This is a genomic window from Geomonas propionica, from assembly GCF_016458235.1.
In the GTDB taxonomy this organism is placed as follows: Bacteria; Desulfobacterota; Desulfuromonadia; order Geobacterales; family Geobacteraceae; genus Geomonas; species Geomonas propionica.
Genome location: NZ_JAEMHK010000012.1, coordinates 57,238 through 79,445, shown reverse-complemented (window position 1 = coordinate 79,445; position 22,208 = coordinate 57,238). Strand labels below are relative to the sequence as shown.

Sequence of the window (22,208 nt, the reverse complement as noted above, 5' to 3'; positions counted from 1 at the left end):
AGAGTACCGGAAGGGGTGGCATGGGTCAAGCTGACTCTTAATGTTACTTCTTGGGCTGGATGGGGAGGTACTTGTACCTGCGTTTGTGGGAGGAGAGATCGGCGAGCGAGTAAAGATCCGACTGGGAGACCGTCCAGGTAGCCCCCTCTTTCTTCAGGTGGATGGTCTTGGTGACGAATTCGGTGCCGGGGGTGCTGACCTCGAAGCCGAGCCGTGCCTGCACCACCGCGCTCTTGCCGCTCTTCAGCGAGACCCTGGGCTCTTGGATCTTCTCCCAGCAGCAAGCGGGCTTGCGCGGCGCCGAGGACAGTCGGTCCGCGAACTTCTCGCGGCCGTCCTTGCCGCCGTTGGTGTACCGGTACAGTTCGTCGAACCTACCGTCGCGCCAGAGGTCGAGGATGGTTTCGAAATCCTTGAGCACTTCCTGTTCGCTGGCGGATGAGGCGTCATGCGCGGGTGCACCGCGCCGGGCCCCTTCGGAGGGGACGGCCATGGCAACGACGAAGATCAGGATCAGCAAGGGGCGCAGCACGGACATAGGTCACCTCCTCCGGTGTAAGTACCCGGAGAGCATACCTTAAAATGTCATGTCATCCACTGTAGGGGCGAATAATCATTCGCCCGCTTTCCGCCATTTCCTGGTAGACGAGCCGCACCCGTGAGGCAACAGCGCTGGGCGAATAATTATTCGCCCCTACAGGGGCAGTGGCGGAGGTCGTGAGAGGGGAGGCCGGGAGGGGAAATGCTGCAACCTTCCCCTCCTAGCCCCCAGACCCTAGCCCCTGCCTTTATTCCCCGTCTTTACAGCGACTTGTCCGCCGCTTCCGCGAACAGCTTCAGGCGGTCCATCAATGCCTGGAACTTCTTCGGCTTCAGCGACTGCGGCCCGTCGGAGGAGGCCTTTTCCGGATCGGGATGAACCTCGATGATCAAGCCGTCGGCGCCGGCAGCGACCGCGGCGTAGGACATCGGCGCGATGTAGTGGTAGTTGCCGGTGCCGTGGGAGGGGTCGATGACGATGGGGAGGTGGGTCTTGTTCTTCAAGACCGGAATCGCGGAGAGGTCGAGGGTGTTCCTGGTGGCGGTCTCGAAGGTCCTGATGCCGCGCTCGCACAGGATCACGGACTGGTTCCCCTCGCTCATGATGTACTCGGCGCTCATCAGGAATTCCTGGATGGTCATGGACATGCCGCGCTTCAACAGGATCGGCTTGTTGATCTGCCCGACTTTCTTCAAGAGGGCAAAGTTCTGGGCGTTGCGGGCGCCGATCTGGAGCATGTCGGAGTAGGATGCGACCAAATCGACGGATTCGGGATCGATGACCTCGGTGACGAAGGGGAGGCCGGTCAGGTCGCGAGCCTTGGCGAGGAGCTTCAGGCCTTCTTCTTCAAGGCCCTGGAAGGAGTAGGGGGAGGTGCGGGGTTTGAAGGCGCCGCCCCTGAGCATCTGGGCGCCGGCCGCCTTGACCGCATGGGCCGATTCGATGATCTGCTCCTCGTTCTCCACCGAACAGGGGCCGGCCATGACCACCAGTTCCTTGCCGCCGATGGCGAGGGTGTCCGAGATGCGCACGATGCTCGGCTCTTTCTTCACTTCCTTGGACGCCAGTTTGTACGGTTGCAGGATGGGGACCACGCTCTCCACGCCCTGCATCGACTCGATCGTCTGCAGCACGCTCTTGCCCCGTTCGTCCCCGACCGCGCCGATCACGTCGCGGGTGGTGCCGTGGATGATGTGCGGGGTGTAGCCGAGTTCCTTGATCCTCTTGGTGACCGCGTCCCGTTCCTTCTTTGCCGCTCCTGCCTTCATTACCACGATCATACTCACGCTCCTTTTGGTCCCCGAAAGCGAAAAGGCCGGAGGATTGCTCCCCCGGCCCTTAGTATGATGTTCTGGTAAATCAGCTTCGCGAACCATAAGGGGGAGGAGAGTCCTGCCACCCCAGCTTCGGTTCGGAATTTAGTACCTGCTACCTAAATTACACCTCTACCCGGGGCGACGGCCTAAAATAAAAGCCGTACCAAAAGTAAAAGTTAGTAAAGGTAAAGTAGCCGGTGTTGATCATGACAGTGTTTATGCTACTCGCAGGCTCTAATGTCAACAAAAAAGTTGCCCCTGCTGTTACCTGTGACACCCCTCCTGCAGCGCACTCACTTAGTCCCGATTTAATTCAATGTTGTTTGACAATCAGCACCCTTTCCGCTAATTTGACCGGAATGCACGAGTGGCTGGTCAATTACGGGTTTTACTCCCTGTTTCTGCTGAGTTTCCTGGCCGCCACCCTGCTGCCGCTCGGCTCGGAATGGCTGGTCGTGGCGCTGTTGATCGGGGGGCAAAATCCTGTCGCCGTGGTCGCGGTTGCCACCGCCGGCAACTACTTGGGGGCGCTCAGCACCTACTGGATCGGCCTCTACGGCGGCGACTTCCTGCGGCGCCGGGTGCTGCGCATGGACGAGGCGACGACGAGGAAGGCGGAGCGGTTCTATGAGCGCTTCGGGTCGCTGTCGCTTCTGTTCAGTTTCCTGCCGGTGATCGGCGACCCGCTCTGTCTGGTCGGCGGCGTACTGCAGGTCGGTTTCATCCGCTTTTCCCTACTGGTCCTGACCGGCAAACTGGCGCGCTACGCGGCGGTCGCCTGGCTGACCGCGAAGGGGGCGGCACTCTGAAGTACGGAGGTTTGATGCTCAGTTGTACCAAGAAGGTTCTCCCCAACGGGCTGCGCCTCGTTTCAGTCGAGATGCCACACCTGCACAGCGCGGAGATTGCCATCTATATAAAGGCGGGAGGCCGTAACGACACCCCCGGCAAGGCCGGCATCTCCCATTTCCTGGAGCACATGCTCTTCCGCGGTTCCAGCGAATTTGTTTCCAACCTGGAACTTGAGATCGCCTTCGAAGCCATCGGCGGCAGCGTCAACGCGGCCACCGACGAGGAGACCACCTGCTACTTCTCCCGCGTCCATCCCGGCCAGATAGGCGAGGGGATTCGTCTTTTTTCCTCGATGCTTTTGTCCCCGACCCTGGAAGGGTTGGAGATAGAGAAGCGAATCATCACCGAGGAGGCGCTGGAGGACATCAACGAGCGCGGCGAGGAGACCAACACCAGCAACCTCTGCAGCAAGCTCTTGTGGCCCGATCATCCCCTGGGCACCCCCACCATCGGGGATCTCGACAGCATCAAGGGGATCACCGAACAGGACCTGCGCAGCTATCTCGCTGATCATTACGTTCCCGGCAACGCACTCATCGTAGCCGCGGGACGGCACAACTCGGAGCAGTTCTTCGCGGCGTGCGAGAAGTTCTTTGCTGGTTGGAGCGGCGGCAGCGCCATTCCGCCCCTCCCGGCCAACCAGGTGCAGCAGGAGCCGCGCGCTGTTTTCGTCAAGGATTCGGACAGCCAGGTGAACCTGCAGATCGCCTTCCGTGGTTTTGCCCGGCAGGACAAGCGCCTCATGGGGCTGCGGCTGATGCGGCGCATCCTTTCCGGCGGCGGGAGTTCGCGACTGCACCTGTCGCTGCGGGAGAAGCTCGGCATCGTCTACTCCGTGGATGCGTCGCTGTCGGCCTACGAGGAGACCGGGGCCTTCGCCATCGAACTGTCCACAGCGCCGGAGAACCTGGTGCTGGCCGTCTCCGAGGTGTTGCGCGAGGTGAAGAGTCTGGCGTTTGAGGAGGTCGGGGAGGCAGAGTTGGCGCGGGTCAAGGAAGGGTATTTCTACGATCTCGAGTACAGCGCCGATTCGACCTACGAGATGCAGGTCCGCTACGGCTGGGGCGAGTTGATGTCGCTGGTCCGGACTATCGAGGAGGATCGGATCGAGGCGGCCGCGGTCGGTGCGGAAGAGTTGAAGCAGATGGCCCAGGCCCTGTTCGCCCCGAAGAATCTGGTTCTCGCCGCAGTGGGCCCCTGGAAGGCGCCCGCCAAGCGCGCGGTGGAGAAGCTGGTGCGGGAGTATCAGAAGGGATGGAAAGGCTAAGGGCCGTTCAAGGTTCAACGTTCAACGTTCGATGTTTTGCTTCCAGCATGGCTTCAGAGCGGCGACGGCACGTGTGGACGTGCAGTGGAGCGGGGACAGCAGGCTCGCAAGTCGAGGTACGGTAGCACAAAAAACAGCAGTGGTAACTTGAACGTTGAACGTAGAACGTTGAACGGCTTTTGAGGTGTTCATGAAGACAGCATTACTCTTGATGGCTCACGGCAGCAGGATCGCCGACGCGAATAACGCGGTGCACGAAATCGCTAAACGGGTGCAGAAAATGACGCAGTTCGAGATCGTCGAGGTCTCCTTTCGCGAACAGCACCTTCCCAATATCCAGCAGGGGGTGGACGCCTGCGTGGCGCAGGGGGCGGAGCGCATCCTCCTGGTCCCCTACTTCCTCTACATGGGCGCTCACGTCCTGGAGGACCTCCCCGAGGAACTGGAAGAGGCGAGGAAACGCCACCCCGGCGTGGAGATGGTGCTCGGCAAACACCTGGGCGTGCACGACAAGCTGGCCGAGGTCGTGGTCGAGCGCGTCGCCGAAACCCTCACCGAGCAGAGGTGGCACTGATGTCGGTACACCTGCGCCCCGAAGAGATCGAGGCGGAGTCGTTCCGCATCATCGAGGAGGAACTGGGGCCGCACAACTGGAACGCGCAAAGCTGGCCCCTGGTCCGCCGCGCCATCCACACCAGCGCCGACTTCGACTACGCCCGCAGCATGGTGATCACGGAGCGGGCGGTAGCCGACGGCATCGAGGCGATCCGCGCCGGATCGGGCGTCGTGACCGACACCACCATGATCATCTCCGGCATTAACAAGGAGCGGCTCAACCGGTTCGGCGCGCAGCTCTCCTGTTTCGTCGCGGACCCGCAGGTGGCCAAGGAGGCCAAGGAGCTGGGGGTGACCCGTTCCATTCTCGCCATGCGTAAAGCGGCACGGGACGCGGCCAACGGCATCTTCGTCATCGGCAACGCACCCACGGCCCTTTTCGAATTGATCAGGCTCATCCGCGAGGAAGGGGTGCGCCCCAGACTGATCGTGGCGCTGCCGGTCGGCTTCGTCGGCGCTGCGGAGAGCAAGGACGCCCTGCGCGAACTGGCACGAGAATATCCGGAACTGCAGTTCGTCACCAACCTCGGGCGCAAGGGGGGCTCCAACGTTGCAGCCGCGGTGATGAACGCGATACTCATCCAGGCCGTCGGCGCTGAGCCTGGAAACTAGCCTTTTTGATGCCGGGAGCCCGTTACCGGCCGGTCTTTTTATGCAATTTTTTGTAATTTCCTTCTTCACATGGGATGAAGTATGAGCGGGAAAGAACTTAGATACGGCTTCACCACCGGTGCCTGTGCCGCCGCCGCCGTTAAAGGCGCCGCCCAGATGCTGCGCGACCAGTCCCTGGTCGACGAGGTGCAACTGACGCTCCCCTGCGGCCAGGGGGCGCGGTTCCGCATCGAGGGTGGCGTGCTGCACGAGAACACCGCTTCCTGCTACGTGGTCAAGGACGCCGGTGACGATCCGGACGTGACCAACGGCGCCCAGATCCACGTCACCGCCCAAGTCGACATGTTCACCAAGAACCGCATCGTGATCCTGGGGGGCGTCGGCATCGGCAAGGTGACCAAACCGGGGCTGGCGGTGCCGGTAGGCGAGTGGGCCATCAACCCCGTGCCGCGCAGCATGATCCTGGAGGTAGTGAAGGAAGTCTTCGCCGTCCGGTGCGTACCGGCCACCCTCACCTTTACCATCAGCATCCCCAACGGCGAGGAACTGGCCAAGAAAACGCTGAACGAACGGCTGGGGATCATCGGCGGGCTCTCGATCCTGGGAACCTCCGGGGTGGTCAAGCCGATATCCACCAGGGCCTGGACCGACACGGTTGACACCTCCATAGATGTGGCGCTCGCTTGCGGCTCCCGGACCGTGGTCCTCTCCACCGGACGCAGCTCGGAGCTGGCGGTGCAGCGGGTGCTCAAGCTGACCGAGGAATCGTTCGTCATGATGGGGGACCACTTCGGCTACTCGCTAGAGAGCTGCGCCAGGAAAGGCGTTCCCGAGGTGGTGGTGGCGGGTCAGTTCGCCAAGCTGGTGAAGGTCGCCTGCGGCCACGAGCAGACCCACGTCACCTCCTCCGAGCTGGACATGATGACGGTAGCCTCCTGGCTGAAGGAGAACCCGGCCACGGCGCACCTGGAAACACTGGCGCGTGAAGCCAATACGGCGCGTCATCTGCTGGAGGAGTCCGGCTTCGACAAGGTGCTGATCAAGCTGGTTTGCGGCAAGGTGGCCGAGGCCTGCGCCGAACTGGCGCCGTTTTTGAAAGTGCGGGTGTTCCTGGCGGGGTACCAGGGGGAAGCGCTTTACTTCGACAGGTAACAGGTTCCCTCTCCCTCTGGGAGAGGGTGCCCGAAGGGCGGGTGAGGGGGGTGCCGTAACCTTGGGCATCGCCTATCGCAGCGCCCTCACCCCGACCCTCTCCCAGGGGGAGAGGGGGATGGACCTAGTCGAAGAGTTTTTTGACACTGTGATGGAAAGGAGGGGGGCATGGCGGAACAAAAGATTTTCCTCGTCGGCGCGGGCATCGAGGGGTGGGAAGGCTTCGGCAAACAGGCACTCGAGGTGATCGACAACGCCGAGGTCCTGATCGGCCACAAGCGTCTGCTGGACATCTTCCCCGACTTCAAGGGGGAGAAACGTCTCCTTGAAGACCTCTCCATAATGCTGGAGCACCTGAAGAACACGGAGAAGAAGACCGTGGTGCTCGGCTCCGGTGACCCCAACTTCTTCGGTGTCGCGCGCTTCCTGCTCAGGAACCTCCCCAAAGAGCGCATCGAGATCTACCCCAACGTGACCAGCGTGCAGTACGCCTTCGCGCGGATCAAGGAGCCTTGGGACGACGCCACCTTCGTGTCCGTGCACGGCAGGGGGATCAAGCCGGCCCTGGACCGCATCGTGGCCTCCGAGAAGATCGCCATCCTCACCGACAGCGTTAATACCCCCGCGGTCCTGGCCCGGGAGTTGATCCACCGCGGTGCCGAGGGGTACGAGGCATGGGTCTGCGAGGACCTGGGGCTTGCCACTGAGAAATTCACCAAGACCGACATCCGCGGCCTGGCCGACTTCAAGTGCTCGCCGCTCAACATCCTGATCCTGATCAAGACCTGGGAGCCGAACCTCGAGAACTACCCGGTGATCGGCATCCGCGACGATGAGTTCGCCACCGCCAAGAAGCTGATCACCAAGGAAGAGGTGCGCGCCATCACCCTGGGCAAACTGCAACTGCAGGACGACCTGGTGATGTGGGACATCGGCGCCGGCAGCGGCTCCGTCTCCATCGAGGCGGGGAACCTGATGCCCAACGGCCGCATCTTCGCCCTGGAGAAGAACCCGCAGTACCTGACCTACCTCAAGGAGAACCTGAGGAAGTTCGTGGCCCGCAACGTCACCGTGGCCGAGGCCTTCGCGCCCGAAGGGCTGGAGGACCTGCCCGATCCCGACCGCGTCTTCATCGGCGGCTCCGGCGGCATGCTGGAGGAGATCATCGAGGCGGTGGACAAGCGCCTGAAGCCCGAAGGCTTCATCGTGCTCAACGCGGTGACCCTGGACACCCTGACCAAGTCGGTGGAATTCCTGGAAGACCACGGCTACACCGTCGAGGTCACCTGTGTCAACATCTCCAAGACCCGCAACCTCACCGACTACAAGATGTTCGCTGCTCACAATCCGGTGTACGTGATCGCCGCCTGGAAAGGGGAGGAGTAGTGGCGGTTGTCTACGCGGTAGGTGTCGGGCCGGGCGATCCGGAACTGTTGACCAGGAAGGCGGAGCGGATTTTACGGAGCGTGGATGTCATCTGTGCCCCTACCGGTGCGGCCGAAGGGGGGAGCTACGCCCTCTCCATCGTCGAGGAGTTCATCGACCGTAGCCGCCAGGAAGTGCTGATCCAGTTGTTCCCGATGGTGAAAGACCAGCAGGGGCTGGACCCGTTCTGGGAGGAGGCCGCGGACCAGGTGGCGCAGCGTATTGCCGCCGGCAAGGACGTCGCCTTCGTCACCATCGGCGACCCGTTTCTCTATTCCACCTACCTCTACATCCACAGGATCTTCCTCGCCAAGTACCCCGAGATAAAGATAGAAGTGGTGCCGGGCATTTCCAGTATCCTCGCCTCTTCCGCCATCTCCGGCCTTCCCCTTGGCCTCGGGGCGGAGCGTATCGCCATTCTCCCTGCCACCTACGAAAAGGACGAGCTGAAGCGCACCCTGGAAGATTTCGACACCGTGGTCCTCATGAAGGTGAACCGCGTCTTTGATTCCGTCTATGCCGCGCTCAAGGAGCTGGGGCGGGAAAAGAGCGGTGTCTTCGTGCGCCGGGTCGGTTCGGCGGAGGAAGAGGTGCACCACGACCTGGAGTCCCTGGTGGGCCAAAAGCTCGATTACCTCTCCATGCTGATCGTGAGGAAGAACCCGCTGTAATCGTGAGCTAAAGGATATAAACCTTCAACGCAAAGACGCGAAGGCGCAGAGCGCAAAGGTCAAAGCGTGAGGGTTTGTCTGCTTTTCCCCCGTTTCCGTTTTTCTTTGCGTCTCCGCGGCTTGGCGTCTTTGCGTTAATGCTTTGAGTAGTAAAGGGTTATCCCCCCTGTGAAAGGTTGATTCATGTCCCATGAGAACGTAGTCCATTTTGTCGGCGCCGGGCCCGGCGACGTTGAGCTGATCACCGTGAAGGGGGCGCGCCTCCTGGGTGAGGCAGATGTCGTCGTTTATGCCGGCAGCCTCGTCGATCGCGAACTCGTGCTCACCTATGCGCCGGATGCGCGGGTCTATGATTCCGCAGGGATGGACCTGGAGCAGACCACCACGGTCCTGGCAGAGGCGATACTGGCGGGGGAGCAGGTGGTGCGCCTGCACACCGGCGATCCCTCCATCTACGGCGCCATCCAGGAGCAGATGGTGGAGCTGGACCGGCTCGGCATCGGCTACGAGGTCGTTCCGGGCGTAACCAGCGCTTTCGCCGCGGCGGCAGCGTTGAAGCAGGAGTTGACCCTCCCCGAGGTGTCGCAGACCGTGGTGATCACGCGCCTGGCCGGGCGAACCCCCGTGCCCGAGCGGGAACAGTTGGGCAACATCGCGCAGATCGGCGCCACGCTGGTGATCTACCTTTCCATCTCCATGATCGACAAGGTTGTGGATGAACTCCTCTCCGGAGCTTACCAGGAGGACACGCCGGTCGCCGTGGTGGCCAAGGCTTCCTGGGCCGACGAGCAGGTGCTGACCGGTACGCTGGCGGACATCGCCGCCAAGGTGCGGGACGCGGGCATCGCCAAGCAGGCGCTCATCGTGGTCGGTGACGTGCTGCGGGCGCGCAGCGAGGGGATGAAGGCGAAGTCCCTGCTCTACGACAAGGGGTTCAGCCACGGGTGTCGGGAAGGGATCGTGACGTAGAAACCGTTCTACGTTCTATGTTCTAGGTTCTACGTTCACACCCTCGGACGCATCTGTAGGGGCGAATAATCATTCGCCCTGCACGGGTCCCATCGGAAATGAGGCTTCGCGCAGCGGCATCGGTGCCGCCGACCGCGGCTGGGCGAATAATTATTCGCCCCTACAGGAAACGATGTCCCCACCACGGGGACAACAAGAACTTTATGCGTGTCGCCATCATCGCCATAACCGCCAACGGCGCCAAGCTGGGCGTGACGCTCAAAGACGGCCTGCCGCAGAGCACGCTCTTCGTCCTTGAGAAGCACGCGACCGGCGTCGCAGTGCCTTTCTCGGAACGGGTACCGGCGCTGATGGCGCGGCTTTGGCCGGAGTGCGACGGATTCGTCTGCATCATGGCCACCGGCATCGTGGTCCGCTCCATCGCACCACTGTTGCAGGGAAAAGATCAGGACCCGGCCGTGGTGGTCATGGACGATGCCGGGCGCTTCGCCATCTCCCTTCTCTCCGGCCATCTCGGGGGCGCCAACGCCCTTGCCACGCAGTGCGCCGACCTTGCCGGCGCTACCGCGGTGATCACCACCGCCACCGACGTCAACGAGCTCCCTTCCTTCGACATGGTGGCACAGGAAAACAGCTGGCACATCGAGGACCTGTCCCGGGTCAAGGTGCTCAACGCGCTGCTCCTGGAGGGAAGACAGATCGCCGTTGTCGACCCGACCGGAAAGGTGGCAGAGGCGTGCGCAGGGAAGGGGAACCTTCTGTTGGTGGATGGCGTGGAGCAGGCGGCTCAAAGTGGCGCTAGCGGTGTGGTCCTGGTGACGAATGGGCTGCTCTCGCCAGCGGTTGAACTGGAACGGACCCTGGTGTTGCGTCCGGTCGATCTTTGCCTCGGCATCGGCTGCAACCGGGGCACTAAGGCCGATGAGGTCGAGTCGGTGGTCGCACGGCACCTGGCGCAACTCTCCCTGTCCGAGCGGAGCATCAAGTGCTTGGCGAGCGCAGAGGCGAAGGCTGATGAAGAAGGGCTGCTGAGCTATGCCAGGAACAAGGGTATCCCGCTGGTTTTCTTCAGCAGCGAGGAACTGAATGGTGTGGCGGTTCCCTCACCGCCGTCCGAGCATGCCTTTGCCGCCATTGGCGCGCGCGGGGTTGCTGAACCGGCCGCCGTGCTGGCCGCGGCGGGTGGCAAGCTGCTGCTGCACAAGGTTAAGGACGGCAACGTCACCCTTGCTGTTGCGCAGGCGGGCGAATGATTATTCGCCCCTACAATTCGAATTGATCAGAGGTTCCAGTTTAATGTCCAAGCTTTACGTAGTAGGCATCGGCCCCGGCGGCCTGAATCACATGACCTTCGAGGCGCGCCAGGCGATCGAGGACGCTGATGTCATCGTCGGGTACCAGGCCTACCTTGACTTCATTCAGCCGCTTCTTGCCGGCAAGATCCTTTATTCGTCCGGTATGATGCGCGAGGTGGAGCGCTGCTCGCAAGCCCTCACCATCGCCGCCTCGGGCAAGACCGTGGCGCTGGTTTCCAGCGGCGACGCGGGGATCTACGGCATGGCGGGCCTGGCGCTGGAACTCGCTGACGAGCCGGATGCGCCGGATGCGCCGGAGGGCGTCGAAGTCGTGGTGGTTCCCGGCGTCTCGGCGGTGCAGGCCGCGGCTTCGGTGCTCGGCGCGCCGCTCATGCACGACTTCGCTGTTATCTCCCTCTCCGATTTGCTGACCCCGCTCGACAAGATCCGCCAGCGGCTCAGGGCTGCCGCCGAGGCGGACTTCGTGGTGGCACTGTATAACCCGCGCAGCAAGGGGCGCACCACCCAGATCGAGGAGGCGGCCGCCATGCTGATCGCGGCGCGTGGCCCGCAGGTCCCGGTCGGCATCGTCCGCAACGCCTGCCGCGACGGCGAGGAGCGCATCATCACCACGCTCGGTGAGATGCTGAACCACCCCATCGACATGTTTTCCATCGTCATCATCGGCAACGCCTCGACCCGCCTCTGCAAGGACGGCAGGATCGTGACCCCGCGCGGTTACGCCACCCGCGGCGACAGCCAAAACCCCAACCGCAGGAAGCGAAACGCCGATCTTACCGATACCCCTGCCGATCCGCACGCCGTAATGTTCTGCGGCACCGGGTCCGACGTGGGCAAGTCGGTGCTGACGGCCGGCTTCTGCCGCATCCTCAAACGTCACGGCATCTCGGTCGCTCCCTTCAAGTCCCAGAACATGGCGCTCAACTCGGCGGTCACCCCCGAGGGGGGCGAGATCGGCCGCGCCCAGGGCGTCCAGGCCGACGCCTGCGGCATCCAGCCCCATACCGACATGAACCCGATCCTGTTGAAGCCGAACTCCGATACCGGCAGCCAGGTGATCGTGCAGGGCAAGGTGGTGCGCAACATGGGCGTAAAGGAGTACAACGCCTACAAGCCGGAGGCTTTCCTCAAGGTGCGGGAGAGTTTCCAGCGGCTGCGCGAGCGCTACTCCTTCATCGTCATGGAGGGGGCCGGGAGCATTGCGGAGATCAACCTGCGCGAGCACGATATCGCCAACCTCAAGGTGGCGGACATGGCGGGCGCTCCGGTGATCCTGGTCGCGGACATCGACCGCGGCGGCGTCTTCGCACAGATAGTGGGGACCCTGGAGCTGCTTACGCCGGAAGAGAAGGCGTTGGTGAAAGGGGTCATCATCAACAAGTTCCGGGGCGATGCATCGCTGCTCACCTCCGGGATCGAGTACGTGGAGAAAAGGACCGGCGTCCCGGTGCTGGGGGTGCTCCCCTGGTTCAAGGGGCTGGCACTCCCGGAAGAGGACAGCGTCGCCCTGCAAAAGAAACCGGCGGCTCCCAAAGAGCTGCCGTCGGCTGAGAAACTGCGCGTCGGCGTGGTCCGCCTGCCGCGCATCTCCAACTACACCGATTTCTCCGTGCTCGAGGCGGAGCCGGATGTGGACCTGTACTACATCCACTCCCCGTTGCTGGTGGAGACCATGGACCTGGTGATCATCCCGGGGACCAAGTCGACCATCGCCGACCTCGTCGCCATCAGGGAACAAGGAATCGCCGACGCCCTTTGCCGTTACCAGGGGCCGGTGGTCGGCATCTGCGGCGGCTACCAGATGCTCGGCACCACCGTGAACGATCCGGACCGGGTAGAATCCGCCCTGGAGAGCACGCAGGGGCTGGGGCTCTTGGATGTGGTGACCACCATGCTCCAGGAGAAGCAGACTCACCAGGCCGAGGGGGAGTTGCTGCCGGCGGCGCAGGGCGTGGCCCCCGGATGCAGACCGGCTCTTACCGGCTACGAGATCCACATGGGCGAAAGTGTCCTCGGCAGCGGCGCAAGCCCCTTCGCGCGGATCAGCAGCCGCTCCGGGATCGTGGCCGACCTGGAGGAGGGCGCCGTTTCCGCCGATGGCAGGGTCTTCGGCACCTACCTGCACGGCATCTTCGACAACCACGGCTTCCGGACCGCCTTCCTGAACCGGATCAGGCGGCAGAAGGGGATACCGGAGCGGACGGAAGTGGCGCTGGCCCCCGACGCGTTCGATGCACTCGCGGCACACATGGAAAAGCACCTTGACCTGGAGCGGATTTTCCAGATCTGCGGCATCTCGGACGGTCGATGACGTTCGCTGCGTCACCTGTCGCGGTAGTGCTCGGCGCCGTGCTGCTGGACCTGGTCCTCGGCGATCCGCGCGCCTTGCCCCACCCGGTCGTCGGTATTGGCGAGTTGATCTCGTCGCTGGAAAGCCCCCTGCGCCGCCTGATCCCCAATGCGCGTGTCGCGGGCGTTATGCTGCTGGTAATCACCGTCGGCGTCAGTTACGCGCTGGCCGCGTCCCTCATCTATGCGGCCTCGCTGCTTGCCCCGGCAGCAGGCTTTGCCGTCGCCCTCTACCTCGCCTGGGTTTCGCTGGCGGCGCGCTCGCTGCATCTGGAGTCTGCCAAGGTGGTGCGGGCGCTGCAAGACGGCGATCTTCCCGCGGCCAGGGTGGCGTTGTCGTACATCGTGGGGCGCGAGACTGCGGAGTTGGACGAGCCGGAGATCATCCGGGGAGCGGTGGAGACGGTGGCGGAGAATACCGGAGACGGTGTGATCGCGCCGCTTTTCTACCTGGTGCTCGGTGGCCCGGCGCTTGCCATCGCCTACAAGGCGGTCAATACGCTTGATTCGATGGTGGGGTACAAGAATGAGCGTTACCTCGATTTTGGCTGGGCCTCCGCCCGCTTTGACGATGTCGCCAACTACCTTCCGGCGCGGCTGACCGGGGTCCTCATGGTGCTCGCGGCCCCGCTGTGCGGTTTGAGCGGTGGCGGCGCCTGGCGGATCCTGCGCAGGGACGGCAGGAACCATTCTTCTCCCAACAGCGGCTTTCCCGAGGCGGCGGCAGCCGGAGCGCTCGGCGTCAGGCTGGGCGGGGCGAACCGCTACTTCGGCAAGATCGTGGAGAAACCGACCATCGGCGACTCGCTGCTGCCGCTTTCACAAGCGACGTACGCGAGCGTCGTGCGGTTGATGTACGGCAGCGAAGCGCTGCTGGTGGCAGGTTGGATCGCACTGGTCGCGCTGTTTAAACTGTAGGGGCAAATAATTATTCGCCCTGATTTTCGACAATGTCCACTCTTACCGGTGCAGCAATTGGGGCACGGCGGCGGGGCAAATAATTATTTGCCCTACAGGTGGACGACTGAGGCTGAAAAGGTAATCCTATGGCACTTCCACATGAACATGGCGGCAACGTCTTTGCCGTGGCCAGGAACCTCGGGCTGGCGCCGGAGCGGATCATCGACTTTTCCGCCAGCATCAACCCGCTGGGGATGGCGCCGGGGGTACGTGAGGCGCTGACGGCAAGCGTGGACCGCCTGCTCCATTACCCTGACAAGGGGGCGGCCGAGCTGAAGCAGGCTTTGGCCACGTTTCATGGCGTCGAGACCGCCGAGATCGCCGTAGCCAATGGCTCGACGGAGCTGATCCACCTGCTGCCGCGCACCTTCCCGGGGCGGAAGGCGCTGGTGGTCGCGCCTGCCTTCGCGGAGTACGCCCTGGCCCTGGAGCGGGCGGGGTGGCAGATCGACTACTTCACCCTTTCGCCCACCGACGACTTCGCCCTCGATGCCGCTGCGCTGGCGCAAAAGCTTGTCACCGGCTACGACATACTCTTTCTGTGCAATCCCGGTAATCCGGCCGGCAACCTGCTGCCGCTGTCGGCAGTTGCCAGCGTCATCGATGTCTGCCGGGAGAGCGGTACCTTCCTGGTGCTCGACGAGGCCTTCATCGACTTCTGCGAGGAGGAGTCGGCGAAGCATCTGATTCGCGCCAATCCCCGCGCGGTCCTGCTCCGCTCCATGACCAAGTTTTTCGGCATCCCCGGGTTGCGTCTGGGGTACGCCATAGCTGCTGCGGAAACGGTTGCCCAGATCGTCGCGCAGCAGGATCCCTGGAACGTGAACACCGCGGCCCAGGTGGCCGGCGTCGCTTCGCTGGCGGATGAGGATTACTGCCGCCGCACCAGGAGCTATATCGACCAGGAGCGTGCGCGACTCGCCCATGCGCTCTCCCAAATCCCCGGGCTGCAGGTATTCCCGGGGCGGGCGAATTACCTGCTAGTCCGGATACTGCGCCAGGGGGTGAGCGCGAGGCAGTTGCGCGAGGCGCTGCTCGCCAAAGGGATATTGATCAGGGACTGCGGCAATTTTCAGGGGTTGGACACAGGGTTCTTCAGGGTCGCTGTGCGGCTCGCGGAGGAAAATGAACTGCTGGTGAGATGCCTGGCGGCGGAGATGGGGTAAGGGGCGGGGCGGTTTGTGAAAAGGCAAATCCCCTCTGTCTCCCCTTCGCAAAGGGGAGGACGTGGGGGCGCCCGCAGCGCTTCGAGGCACAGGCAGTGCGGGTGCTCTATATTTATTGACCTAGCTGCTTACTGAGCTAGCTGCGCATATTTCTCGCAACAGAGGTTTACCATCCCCTCTCCTTCCGGGAGAGGGCTAGGGTGAGGGCTTACGATAAAAAAAGAGGCCAACCGGGGGTACGGTTGGCCTTGTCAGTTGCGGCATTACATAAATTTTATCGGCGGCTTGCCGGCCTCCGTTACGAAGCGTTGGTGAGCGAGTAGAAATCCTTGCGGCATAGCCTGATACGCTTGATCTCCTCGTTGCAGACGAAACGGACGATGGCGTCGCGATCCCTCTCGTTGATGTGCATGAAGCGCAGCCCAGCGCTGTGGACCATCCGGTCGCCGCTGGTGATCTTCTCGCAGTGCATTACCTGGGCGACCACCGGCACCACTTTCGGTTCGGGCAGCGGAAGGTGGAAGGTGGCATAGACGATGTCGTCCCGCGTCATCTCCATCTCGGTCTCGGTGCGCAACCCGCCGCCGCTGATGTTGACGATCCTGGGCAGGCTGCTCTGTGTCGCCACCCGTAGCCCGGCAGTGCCGCTTTCCTCGGCGGTGCCTGCGGTCACATTGAACAGGATCACCGGGATGTCGGTGCCAAGACGGAAGTACTCCCTCTGGTCCTCGGGGGTTACCCGATCGATGAAGCCCACCCGCAGGTCTTCCTCGCCATGGTCATCCAGCACCACCCCTTTGCAGCGATAGCTGTTGCCGCCTACGCCGACCCGGACCACCAGCGGCGCTTCCCGGCGCAGCAACACCCCGTCGGGGAGTTTCTCGCGGGAGAGCCGCAGGCGGACCTCGGCATCGTTTATCGCGGTGACCACTGCGCCGTCATTGAAAACCGTGTCCCCCGATAACGCCACTTCGACCCGCGCTTTCTGGCCGAGTTGGAAGTAGTCCTTATAGTTGTAGGTTCCGTTTTGCATGTGACGCCGCCCACCTAAATAAAATAACTGCATAGCTACAGCTGTTTAGAGGATGCAATACAAACGCCAAGGGCGCCCCGCGCAACGGTTAGGCATACAACTAATTGATCTAGCGAGGTAACGGTGTTCAGTGCTTCTAATTATGCCGCCGGCGTCACCGTCAAAGAGTGAAAATATCGGCCATATCACCAGAAGCGCTGGAATCTTAACGCAAAGCATCTTTTAATTACAATATTTTTCTTGACAAGAAGGCCATGCTGGCTATTCTAAAACGAAATCATTTCTATTTAGAGGCAGGTATGGACCAGCGTCACGCAACGGCCTTGAAGGCTGCCGGCATGAAGGCGACGCCGAAAAGGCTGGCGATCCTCGAGATGCTCGAGGCGGAGCCGGGGTACGCGAGTCCCGAGGAGCTGTGGAAGAGATTGAAGGACCGGTTCGACCGGCTGGGCCTGCCCACGGTGTACCGCAACCTGGAGGAACTCTCCGCAAGCGGCGTCCTTTCCAAGGTGATCCATCCTAATCGCCAGCTTTACTATTATTTCTGCAGCAACCGCGAGCACCATCACCACTTCGTCTGTCTCTCCTGCCGCAAGGTCGAGGATATCCCGGCTTGCGGCATCGAAGCGTTGGAGCAGGAGGTGTCCAAGCGCAACGGCGGGAAGGTGCTCTCGCACATCCTGCAGTTGAATGGACTGTGCGGCGGTTGTGCCGACAACGGGGAAAAACGATGAAATGGCTCATGGCCTTACTGCTGGCGCTGCTCCTGGTGGCGCCGGGGTGCAGCAAAGAAAAGCAGCAAACTGACGGTAAGCTCCAGGTGGTGACAACCCTGTTCCCGCTCTACGACTTCGCGAGGATCATCGGCGGGGACCGGGCCAAGGTCACCCTGCTGCTCCCGCCGGGCGTCGAGCCGCACTCCTTCGAGCCGCGCCCGGAGGACGTGGTCCGGGTCAACCGTGCCGACCTCTTCGTCTATACCAACGCGGTCATGGAACCTTGGGCCGCCAACATCATCGCCGGCCTCGACCGCGGCAAGGTCCAGGTGGTCGAGGGAGGGAAGGGAATCGCCCTGATGCAGGGGCCGGTGTCGGACCAGCATCGAGGTGAGCATGACGCCCACGAAGGGAAGGGGGTGGACCCCCACATCTGGCTCGACTTCGACAACGCCCGCGCCATCGTCAAAAATATCCTGGCCGCCTACGTCGCCCGTGATCCCGCCAACAAGGCTGTCTACGAGCAGAACGCGGCGAAGCTCGACGGACAACTGGGCGCCTTGGATCAGCGTTTCAAGGATACCCTGGCCCAGTGCCCGAAGAAGGTGCTGCTGCACGGCGGGCATTACGCCTTCGGGTACCTCGCCAGGCGCTACGGCCTGAAATATATCTCCGCCTCGGCGGTGAACGCCGATGCCGAACCGACCCCGGCGAAGCTGGCCGAACTGGTGCAGGTGATGCGCCGCGAGCACCTGAACTACGTCTATACCGAGGAACTCCTGAGCCCCCGGATCGCCGAAACCATCGCCCGCGAGACCGGCGCCAAGGTGCTCATGCTGCGCGCCGGGCACAACGTCACCAAGGACGACCTGGAACGCGGCGTCAGTTTCATCTCCCTCATGGAAGACAATCTCCGCAACCTGAAGACGGGACTGCAATGAAAGATAAGGCCCTCAGCGTCCGCAACCTCTGCGCCGGATACCACGGCACCGAGGTGCTGCAGGACATCAGCTTCAACGTGAACGCCGGCGACTACGTCGGCATCTGCGGCCCCAACGGGTCGGGCAAGAGCACCTTGATCAAGATCATCCTGCAGCTTTTGGCGCCGACTTCGGGGGAGGTGTCCCTTTTGGGGACCCCGCAGGCATCCTTCCGCGACTGGCACAAGATCGGCTACCTGCCGCAGGGGCTGCAGTTCTTCAACCCGCACTTCCCGGCCACGGTGGACGAGGTGATCCGCCTGGGGCGGCTCTCCGCGAAGAAGTTCCCGCGCCGCTTCAACCGCGACGACGCCTGGGCCGTGGACCGCACCATGGAATGGATGGGGATCTCGCACATCAGGGGGGCGATGATCGGCGAGCTGTCGGGGGGGCTTAGGCAGCGGGTGCTCCTGGCGCGCGCCCTGGTGAACGACCCGGCGCTGCTGGTGATGGACGAACCGACCACCGCGCTCGACCCGGAGACCAGGGAGAGTTTCTACAAGCTTATCTTCGAGATGAACCGGGAGAAGCAGTGCACCGTGCTCCTGGTCACCCACGACACGGCCACCATCGGCAAGTACGCCTCGCACCTGTTGTACTTGGATAAAAAGGTGGTCTTCTACGGCAGCTTTGACGACTTCTGCGCCTCCGACGAGATGACCGGCTTCTTCGGCGAGCACGGCCAGCACCTGGTTTGCCATAGGCATTAGGGCCGTGTCGTCCTGAAGCCGGCAGCGTTGGGCGAATGATTATTCGCCCCTACGTGCATAAATGACTGTTTCCTGTAGGGGCGAAAAACATTCGCCCGCCTTTCGAGGTTTTGAAATGAATTTGAACGAGATGCTCAGCTACGGTTTCATGCAGAGGGCCCTTATCGGCGGGTCGCTGATCGCCATCCTCTGCTCAGTGCTCGGGGTGTTCCTCGTGCTGCGCAGGCTTTCGCTGATCGGCGACGGCCTGGCCCACGTCACCTTCGGCAGCGTCGCGCTCGCGCTCTTTTTCAGGCTGCACTCGGTGTACATGACCCTCTCCATCATCCCGGTGGTGCTCGCCTCGGCGCTGGGCATCCTGAAGCTGGCCCAGAAGGCGAGGATCTACGGCGACGCCGCCATCGGCATGGTCTCCGCTATCGGCATCGCCACCGGCGTTATGCTCGCCAGCGTCGCGGGCGGCTTCAACATCGACCTTTTCAGCTACCTCTTCGGCAACATCCTGTCCATCAGCTCCAGCGAGCTTGCCATCGCGGCGGTGCTTTTCTTCATCGTCATCGCCGGCGTCATCATGTTCTACAATGAGCTCTTCGCCAGCACCTTCGACGAGGAACTGGCCAAGAGCTCCGGGCTCAACACGGACCGCATCAACACGGTGCTGGTGCTGTTAACCGCCCTGACCGTGGTGCTCGCCATGAAGGTGGTGGGCATCATGCTGATCTCGGCGCTCCTCATCCTCCCGGCCGTCTCGGCCCTCCAGATCGCCAAGGGCTTCAAGGCCGCCATCATTTCGGCGGCAGGCATCGGCGTCGCCACCGTCATCTGCGGAATATCCCTCTCCTTCGTCATGAACCTCCCCACCGGCGCCACCATCGTGCTGATCAACTTCGGAGTCTTTCTCTGCTCCTTCGCCGCGCGCACCCTGCTGCGACACCACTGAGTCCCGCTGCAATTTTTTCCCTGCCTGGTTAACTTTCCGGGAGCATCGCCGATAAGGACAACTGGGCGGAGTTTCCGCCAGAACGTGACGAGGCGACGGGAATGATAGAGGCAAAGGGATGGGTGACTGCAAAGGCAGGGGAAAAGTGCGCCGGTCATAACCGGGCACTGGGCGTAATTGCCTCGCTCCTGGTCGGGCTGGTGCTGCTCGACATCTACCTGGTCCACATGCAGCCCTCGTGGACGGTGTGGGTTGCACTCGCTTCCCTCGCCCTGGCGGGGTCCCTGCTCCTCACGCGGCGCTTGCTCCCGAACGGCCAGCTCAAGGCGTCGCTGGAGTTGGTGTTGCTCCTCCTCTACCTGGTGGTCGTCTGCTGGTTCACCGGCAGAACCGACAGCCCTTTCATCTCCGCCATCTACCTGGTGCTGATGGCGACCTCGCTCACTTTGGGGAGGCGCATCACCTATCTCATGGCCGCGCTGGCCGTCGCCTCCTATTCGCTTTTGGCCGCGGGCGAGTATCCCCCGCTCTGGAACGAGCTCCCCAGCTACCTAATCCGCGTTTTACCCTTCATCTTCATCGCCCATGTCGGCGCCATCTTGGCCGGCGAGACCGAGGCCGCTCACGCCGAGGTGGAGCGGCTGTCGCTCACGGACGATCTCACCGAGCTCAACAACATGCGCAGCTTCGAAACGCTCGCCCTGCAACAGGAGAGGATTTCGCGACGGTACCAGACCCCCTTCGCCATCTGCATGCTGGATGCGGACAATCTGAAGCAGATCAACGACCGCTACGGTCACCTGGCGGGGACGGAACTGATCAAGTGGACCGCGCGGGTGATCCGCTCCAGCATCCGGGAGAGCGACATCGCGGCGCGCTTTGGCGGGGACGAATTCATCATCCTGTACGCCGACCACGACAAGGAGCAGATCCTCCCGGCGGTGGAGCGGATCGTCAGCGCCATGAGCTCCTGCCCGTTCAGCTACGAGGGAGACCTGATCGACTGCACCCTGTCGGCGGGCATCGCCTCCTTCCCCTGCGACGGGGACGACCTGAAGAGCGTGGTGAAGCTGGCGGACCAGGCCATGTACCGCAGCAAGGAGATGGGTAAAAACCGGGTGACGTTGGCGGAATCGGAAGGGGAGCAAAAAGGAGAACGGGAGAAGCTACAGGTACGGGGAGAAAAGCTTGGCGGCCGCGTCCCGCAGCTTGACGGGCAGCGATCGGGCGTCCATCTCCGCAAGGGTGATCTCACGCGATAGCGCCAGGGTGGCCTGGCAGTGGTCCTCCAACTGGGCGGCGAAGCTCAGGTCGTAGACCTCCAGGTTGAACTCGAAGTTGAGCCTGAGGCTGCGGGGATCGAGATTGGCGCTGCCGATCAGGCTCCAGCTGCGGTCGATCACCATGAACTTACTGTGCACGAAGGGGGCGGGCTGGGCGTAGATGCGCACCCCCTGCTGCAGCAGCTCCCACAGGTAGGAGTTACTGGCCCACTGCAGGTAGGGGAGGTTGTTGACCTCCGGGAGCACCAGGGTGATCTCGACGCCGCGCAGGGCGGCGGTGATCAGGGCAGAGATCAGCGGCCGGTCCGGGATGAAGTAAGGGGTCACGATGGTGACCGCGCGCCTGGCGCAGGAAAGCGCTCCCAGGATGATCCAGTTCAATTTCCTGAAATCCTTGTCGGGTCCGTCGCTCACCGCCCGCACCAGGGCCGTTCCCGTCTCGGCGAGTGTCGGAAAGTAGCGCGCGTCGGTCAAATGCTTTCCCTTGGCGAAGTGCCAGTCCTCCAGGAAGGTGCGCTGCAGGTCCGCCACTACCGGGCCGGTCACCTGGAAGTGCAGGTCCTTGACCACGGGAGGCGGGCCGGTCACCATGTGCCTGCTGCCGATGTTCATCCCGCCGGTAAAGCCGGTCATCCCGTCCACCACCATGATCTTGCGGTGGTTGCGCAGGTTCAAGTATCCCCCCGGCCGCAGGGGGAGAAAGCGCATGAACTCCACCTTGGACCCCTTCAAGAGCTCCCACGCCGTGGGCACCGAGTATTTCTCCCCCAGGCTGTCCACGATGACCCGTACCTCCACCCCCCGGTTCGCCGCGCGCGTCAGGGTCCTGATGAAGCGCTTGCCGGTGTCGTCCCCGTCGAAGATGTAGGTGGACAGGTGTACCGAGGATTGGGCCGCATCGATGGCGGCAAGCATGGCGGGATAGGCCTCTTCGCCGTTCTCCAGGGGGGCCACGTGGTTGCCCGGCAACAGCCTCGTGCTCACCACGCGCTCGGAGAGGTTACGCAACTCCCTCAGGTAGGAAAGCTCGCCGGGGAGCTTTGTGGGGGGAAGGTCCGGTGCCGGCTGCGGAAGGACCAGGGCGGGGCCGGCTTCCCTGTGCCAGCGCTTGGCGCGGCTGTAGATGCGGTTCACGCCCATGCCCCAGTAGAAGATGGAGCCGAAGAACGGGATGGCGAGGCAGGTGATGATCCACCCCAGGGCCGAGCGGGGGTCGCGCTTGTTGATCAGCGCGTGCCCGGCGGAGAGGATGGCGAGCGAGGCCAGGGAAACCAGCAGGAGTGTGGTGAAGATGTGGTCCAGCACGTGTGCCATAGGGAGTGAGCCTGTCGTCCG

At 62.7% G+C, this 22,208-nt stretch carries 21 protein-coding genes; 17 read left to right on the top strand and 4 right to left on the bottom strand.

From position 1 onward, the window contains the following. Positions 1 to 43 precede the first annotated feature (43 nt). Together JFN90_RS15595 and aroF are read right to left on the bottom strand one after the other, a co-directional pair. Positions 44 to 538, bottom strand: a complete 495-nt coding sequence (locus tag JFN90_RS15595) for a hypothetical protein (RefSeq protein ID WP_199396052.1) — start codon at positions 536 to 538, stop codon at positions 44 to 46. A 263-nt stretch (positions 539 to 801) separates the two neighbouring features. Further along, positions 802 to 1,821 (bottom strand): 3-deoxy-7-phosphoheptulonate synthase, encoded by a 1,020-nt coding sequence (aroF, locus tag JFN90_RS15590; protein ID WP_199396051.1) that lies wholly within the window; start codon positions 1,819 to 1,821, stop codon positions 802 to 804. A 395-nt stretch (positions 1,822 to 2,216) separates the two neighbouring features. Between aroF and JFN90_RS15585 the strand changes: the two genes are divergently transcribed. From JFN90_RS15585 to cobD, 12 genes are all read left to right on the top strand, one after another. Further along, positions 2,217 to 2,666 carry a YqaA family protein gene (locus JFN90_RS15585; RefSeq protein ID WP_199396149.1) on the top strand — a complete coding sequence of 150 codons (450 nt, stop codon included), beginning with the start codon at positions 2,217 to 2,219 and terminating at the stop codon, positions 2,664 to 2,666. A gap of 14 nt (positions 2,667 to 2,680) precedes the next feature. Further along, complete coding sequence (locus JFN90_RS15580; RefSeq protein WP_199396050.1) at positions 2,681 to 3,976, top strand: M16 family metallopeptidase; 1,296 nt, start codon at positions 2,681 to 2,683, stop codon at positions 3,974 to 3,976. A gap of 190 nt (positions 3,977 to 4,166) precedes the next feature. After that, positions 4,167 to 4,550 (top strand): sirohydrochlorin chelatase, encoded by a 384-nt coding sequence (locus tag JFN90_RS15575; protein WP_199396049.1) that lies wholly within the window; start codon positions 4,167 to 4,169, stop codon positions 4,548 to 4,550. Beyond that, entirely contained in the window at positions 4,550 to 5,203 is a 654-nt protein-coding gene (locus JFN90_RS15570; protein ID WP_199396048.1) for a precorrin-8X methylmutase, read from the top strand. The genes JFN90_RS15575 and JFN90_RS15570 overlap by 1 nt, the downstream gene beginning before the upstream one ends. An 81-nt stretch (positions 5,204 to 5,284) precedes the next feature. Next, complete coding sequence (locus tag JFN90_RS15565; protein WP_199396047.1) at positions 5,285 to 6,355, top strand: cobalt-precorrin-5B (C(1))-methyltransferase; 1,071 nt, start codon at positions 5,285 to 5,287, stop codon at positions 6,353 to 6,355. Positions 6,356 to 6,523: 168 nt separating this feature from the next. Next, entirely contained in the window at positions 6,524 to 7,741 is a 1,218-nt protein-coding gene (gene cbiE, locus JFN90_RS15560) for a precorrin-6y C5,15-methyltransferase (decarboxylating) subunit CbiE (protein WP_199396046.1), read from the top strand. Beyond that, positions 7,741 to 8,451 carry a precorrin-2 C(20)-methyltransferase gene (cobI, locus tag JFN90_RS15555; RefSeq protein WP_199396045.1) on the top strand — a complete coding sequence of 237 codons (711 nt, stop codon included), beginning with the start codon at positions 7,741 to 7,743 and terminating at the stop codon, positions 8,449 to 8,451. Before cbiE ends, cobI begins: the two co-directional genes overlap by 1 nt. Before the next feature lie 183 nt (positions 8,452 to 8,634). Continuing rightward, the gene (cobM, locus tag JFN90_RS15550) at positions 8,635 to 9,420 is read left to right on the top strand and encodes a precorrin-4 C(11)-methyltransferase (protein WP_199396044.1); all 786 of its coding nucleotides are present in this window, start codon (positions 8,635 to 8,637) and stop codon (positions 9,418 to 9,420) included. A gap of 203 nt (positions 9,421 to 9,623) precedes the next feature. Beyond that, positions 9,624 to 10,673 (top strand): cobalt-precorrin 5A hydrolase, encoded by a 1,050-nt coding sequence (locus JFN90_RS15545; RefSeq protein WP_199396043.1) that lies wholly within the window; start codon positions 9,624 to 9,626, stop codon positions 10,671 to 10,673. A 43-nt stretch (positions 10,674 to 10,716) separates the two neighbouring features. Next, positions 10,717 to 13,047, top strand: coding sequence for a cobyric acid synthase (locus tag JFN90_RS15540; protein ID WP_199396042.1), 2,331 nt, complete (start codon positions 10,717 to 10,719; stop codon positions 13,045 to 13,047). Continuing rightward, positions 13,044 to 14,003, top strand: a complete 960-nt coding sequence (gene cbiB / locus JFN90_RS15535) for an adenosylcobinamide-phosphate synthase CbiB (RefSeq protein ID WP_199396041.1) — start codon at positions 13,044 to 13,046, stop codon at positions 14,001 to 14,003. The genes JFN90_RS15540 and cbiB overlap by 4 nt, the downstream gene beginning before the upstream one ends. A gap of 128 nt (positions 14,004 to 14,131) precedes the next feature. Next, positions 14,132 to 15,211 (top strand): threonine-phosphate decarboxylase CobD, encoded by a 1,080-nt coding sequence (gene cobD / locus JFN90_RS15530; protein WP_199396040.1) that lies wholly within the window; start codon positions 14,132 to 14,134, stop codon positions 15,209 to 15,211. Positions 15,212 to 15,509: 298 nt separating this feature from the next. Here the strand turns inward: cobD and JFN90_RS15525 are convergent, their stop codons facing one another. After that, positions 15,510 to 16,244 (bottom strand): PilZ-like domain-containing protein, encoded by a 735-nt coding sequence (locus JFN90_RS15525; RefSeq protein WP_199396039.1) that lies wholly within the window; start codon positions 16,242 to 16,244, stop codon positions 15,510 to 15,512. 299 nt (positions 16,245 to 16,543) lie between these two features. Between JFN90_RS15525 and JFN90_RS15520 the strand changes: the two genes are divergently transcribed. The 5 genes from JFN90_RS15520 to JFN90_RS15500 all read left to right on the top strand — a co-directional run bounded on the left by JFN90_RS15520 (position 16,544) and on the right by JFN90_RS15500 (position 20,852). After that, entirely contained in the window at positions 16,544 to 16,978 is a 435-nt protein-coding gene (locus JFN90_RS15520; RefSeq protein WP_199396038.1) for a Fur family transcriptional regulator, read from the top strand. After that, a complete protein-coding gene (locus JFN90_RS15515; RefSeq protein ID WP_199396037.1) occupies positions 16,975 to 17,901 on the top strand; it encodes a metal ABC transporter substrate-binding protein in 927 nt (308 codons plus the stop codon). Before JFN90_RS15520 ends, JFN90_RS15515 begins: the two co-directional genes overlap by 4 nt. Then, the gene (locus JFN90_RS15510) at positions 17,898 to 18,650 is read left to right on the top strand and encodes a metal ABC transporter ATP-binding protein (RefSeq protein ID WP_199396036.1); all 753 of its coding nucleotides are present in this window, start codon (positions 17,898 to 17,900) and stop codon (positions 18,648 to 18,650) included. The genes JFN90_RS15515 and JFN90_RS15510 overlap by 4 nt, the downstream gene beginning before the upstream one ends. Positions 18,651 to 18,765: 115 nt before the next feature. Continuing rightward, positions 18,766 to 19,590: a metal ABC transporter permease gene (locus JFN90_RS15505; protein ID WP_199396035.1), complete on the top strand. Its 825-nt coding sequence runs from the start codon at positions 18,766 to 18,768 to the stop codon at positions 19,588 to 19,590. Positions 19,591 to 19,691: 101 nt separating this feature from the next. Then, a complete protein-coding gene (locus JFN90_RS15500; protein ID WP_199396034.1) occupies positions 19,692 to 20,852 on the top strand; it encodes a GGDEF domain-containing protein in 1,161 nt (386 codons plus the stop codon). On the opposite strand, the gene cls is transcribed toward JFN90_RS15500, so the two are convergent. Further along, positions 20,757 to 22,187 carry a cardiolipin synthase gene (gene cls / locus JFN90_RS15495; protein ID WP_199396033.1) on the bottom strand — a complete coding sequence of 477 codons (1,431 nt, stop codon included), beginning with the start codon at positions 22,185 to 22,187 and terminating at the stop codon, positions 20,757 to 20,759. The genes JFN90_RS15500 and cls overlap by 96 nt on opposite strands. Positions 22,188 to 22,208: the final 21 nt, after the last annotated feature.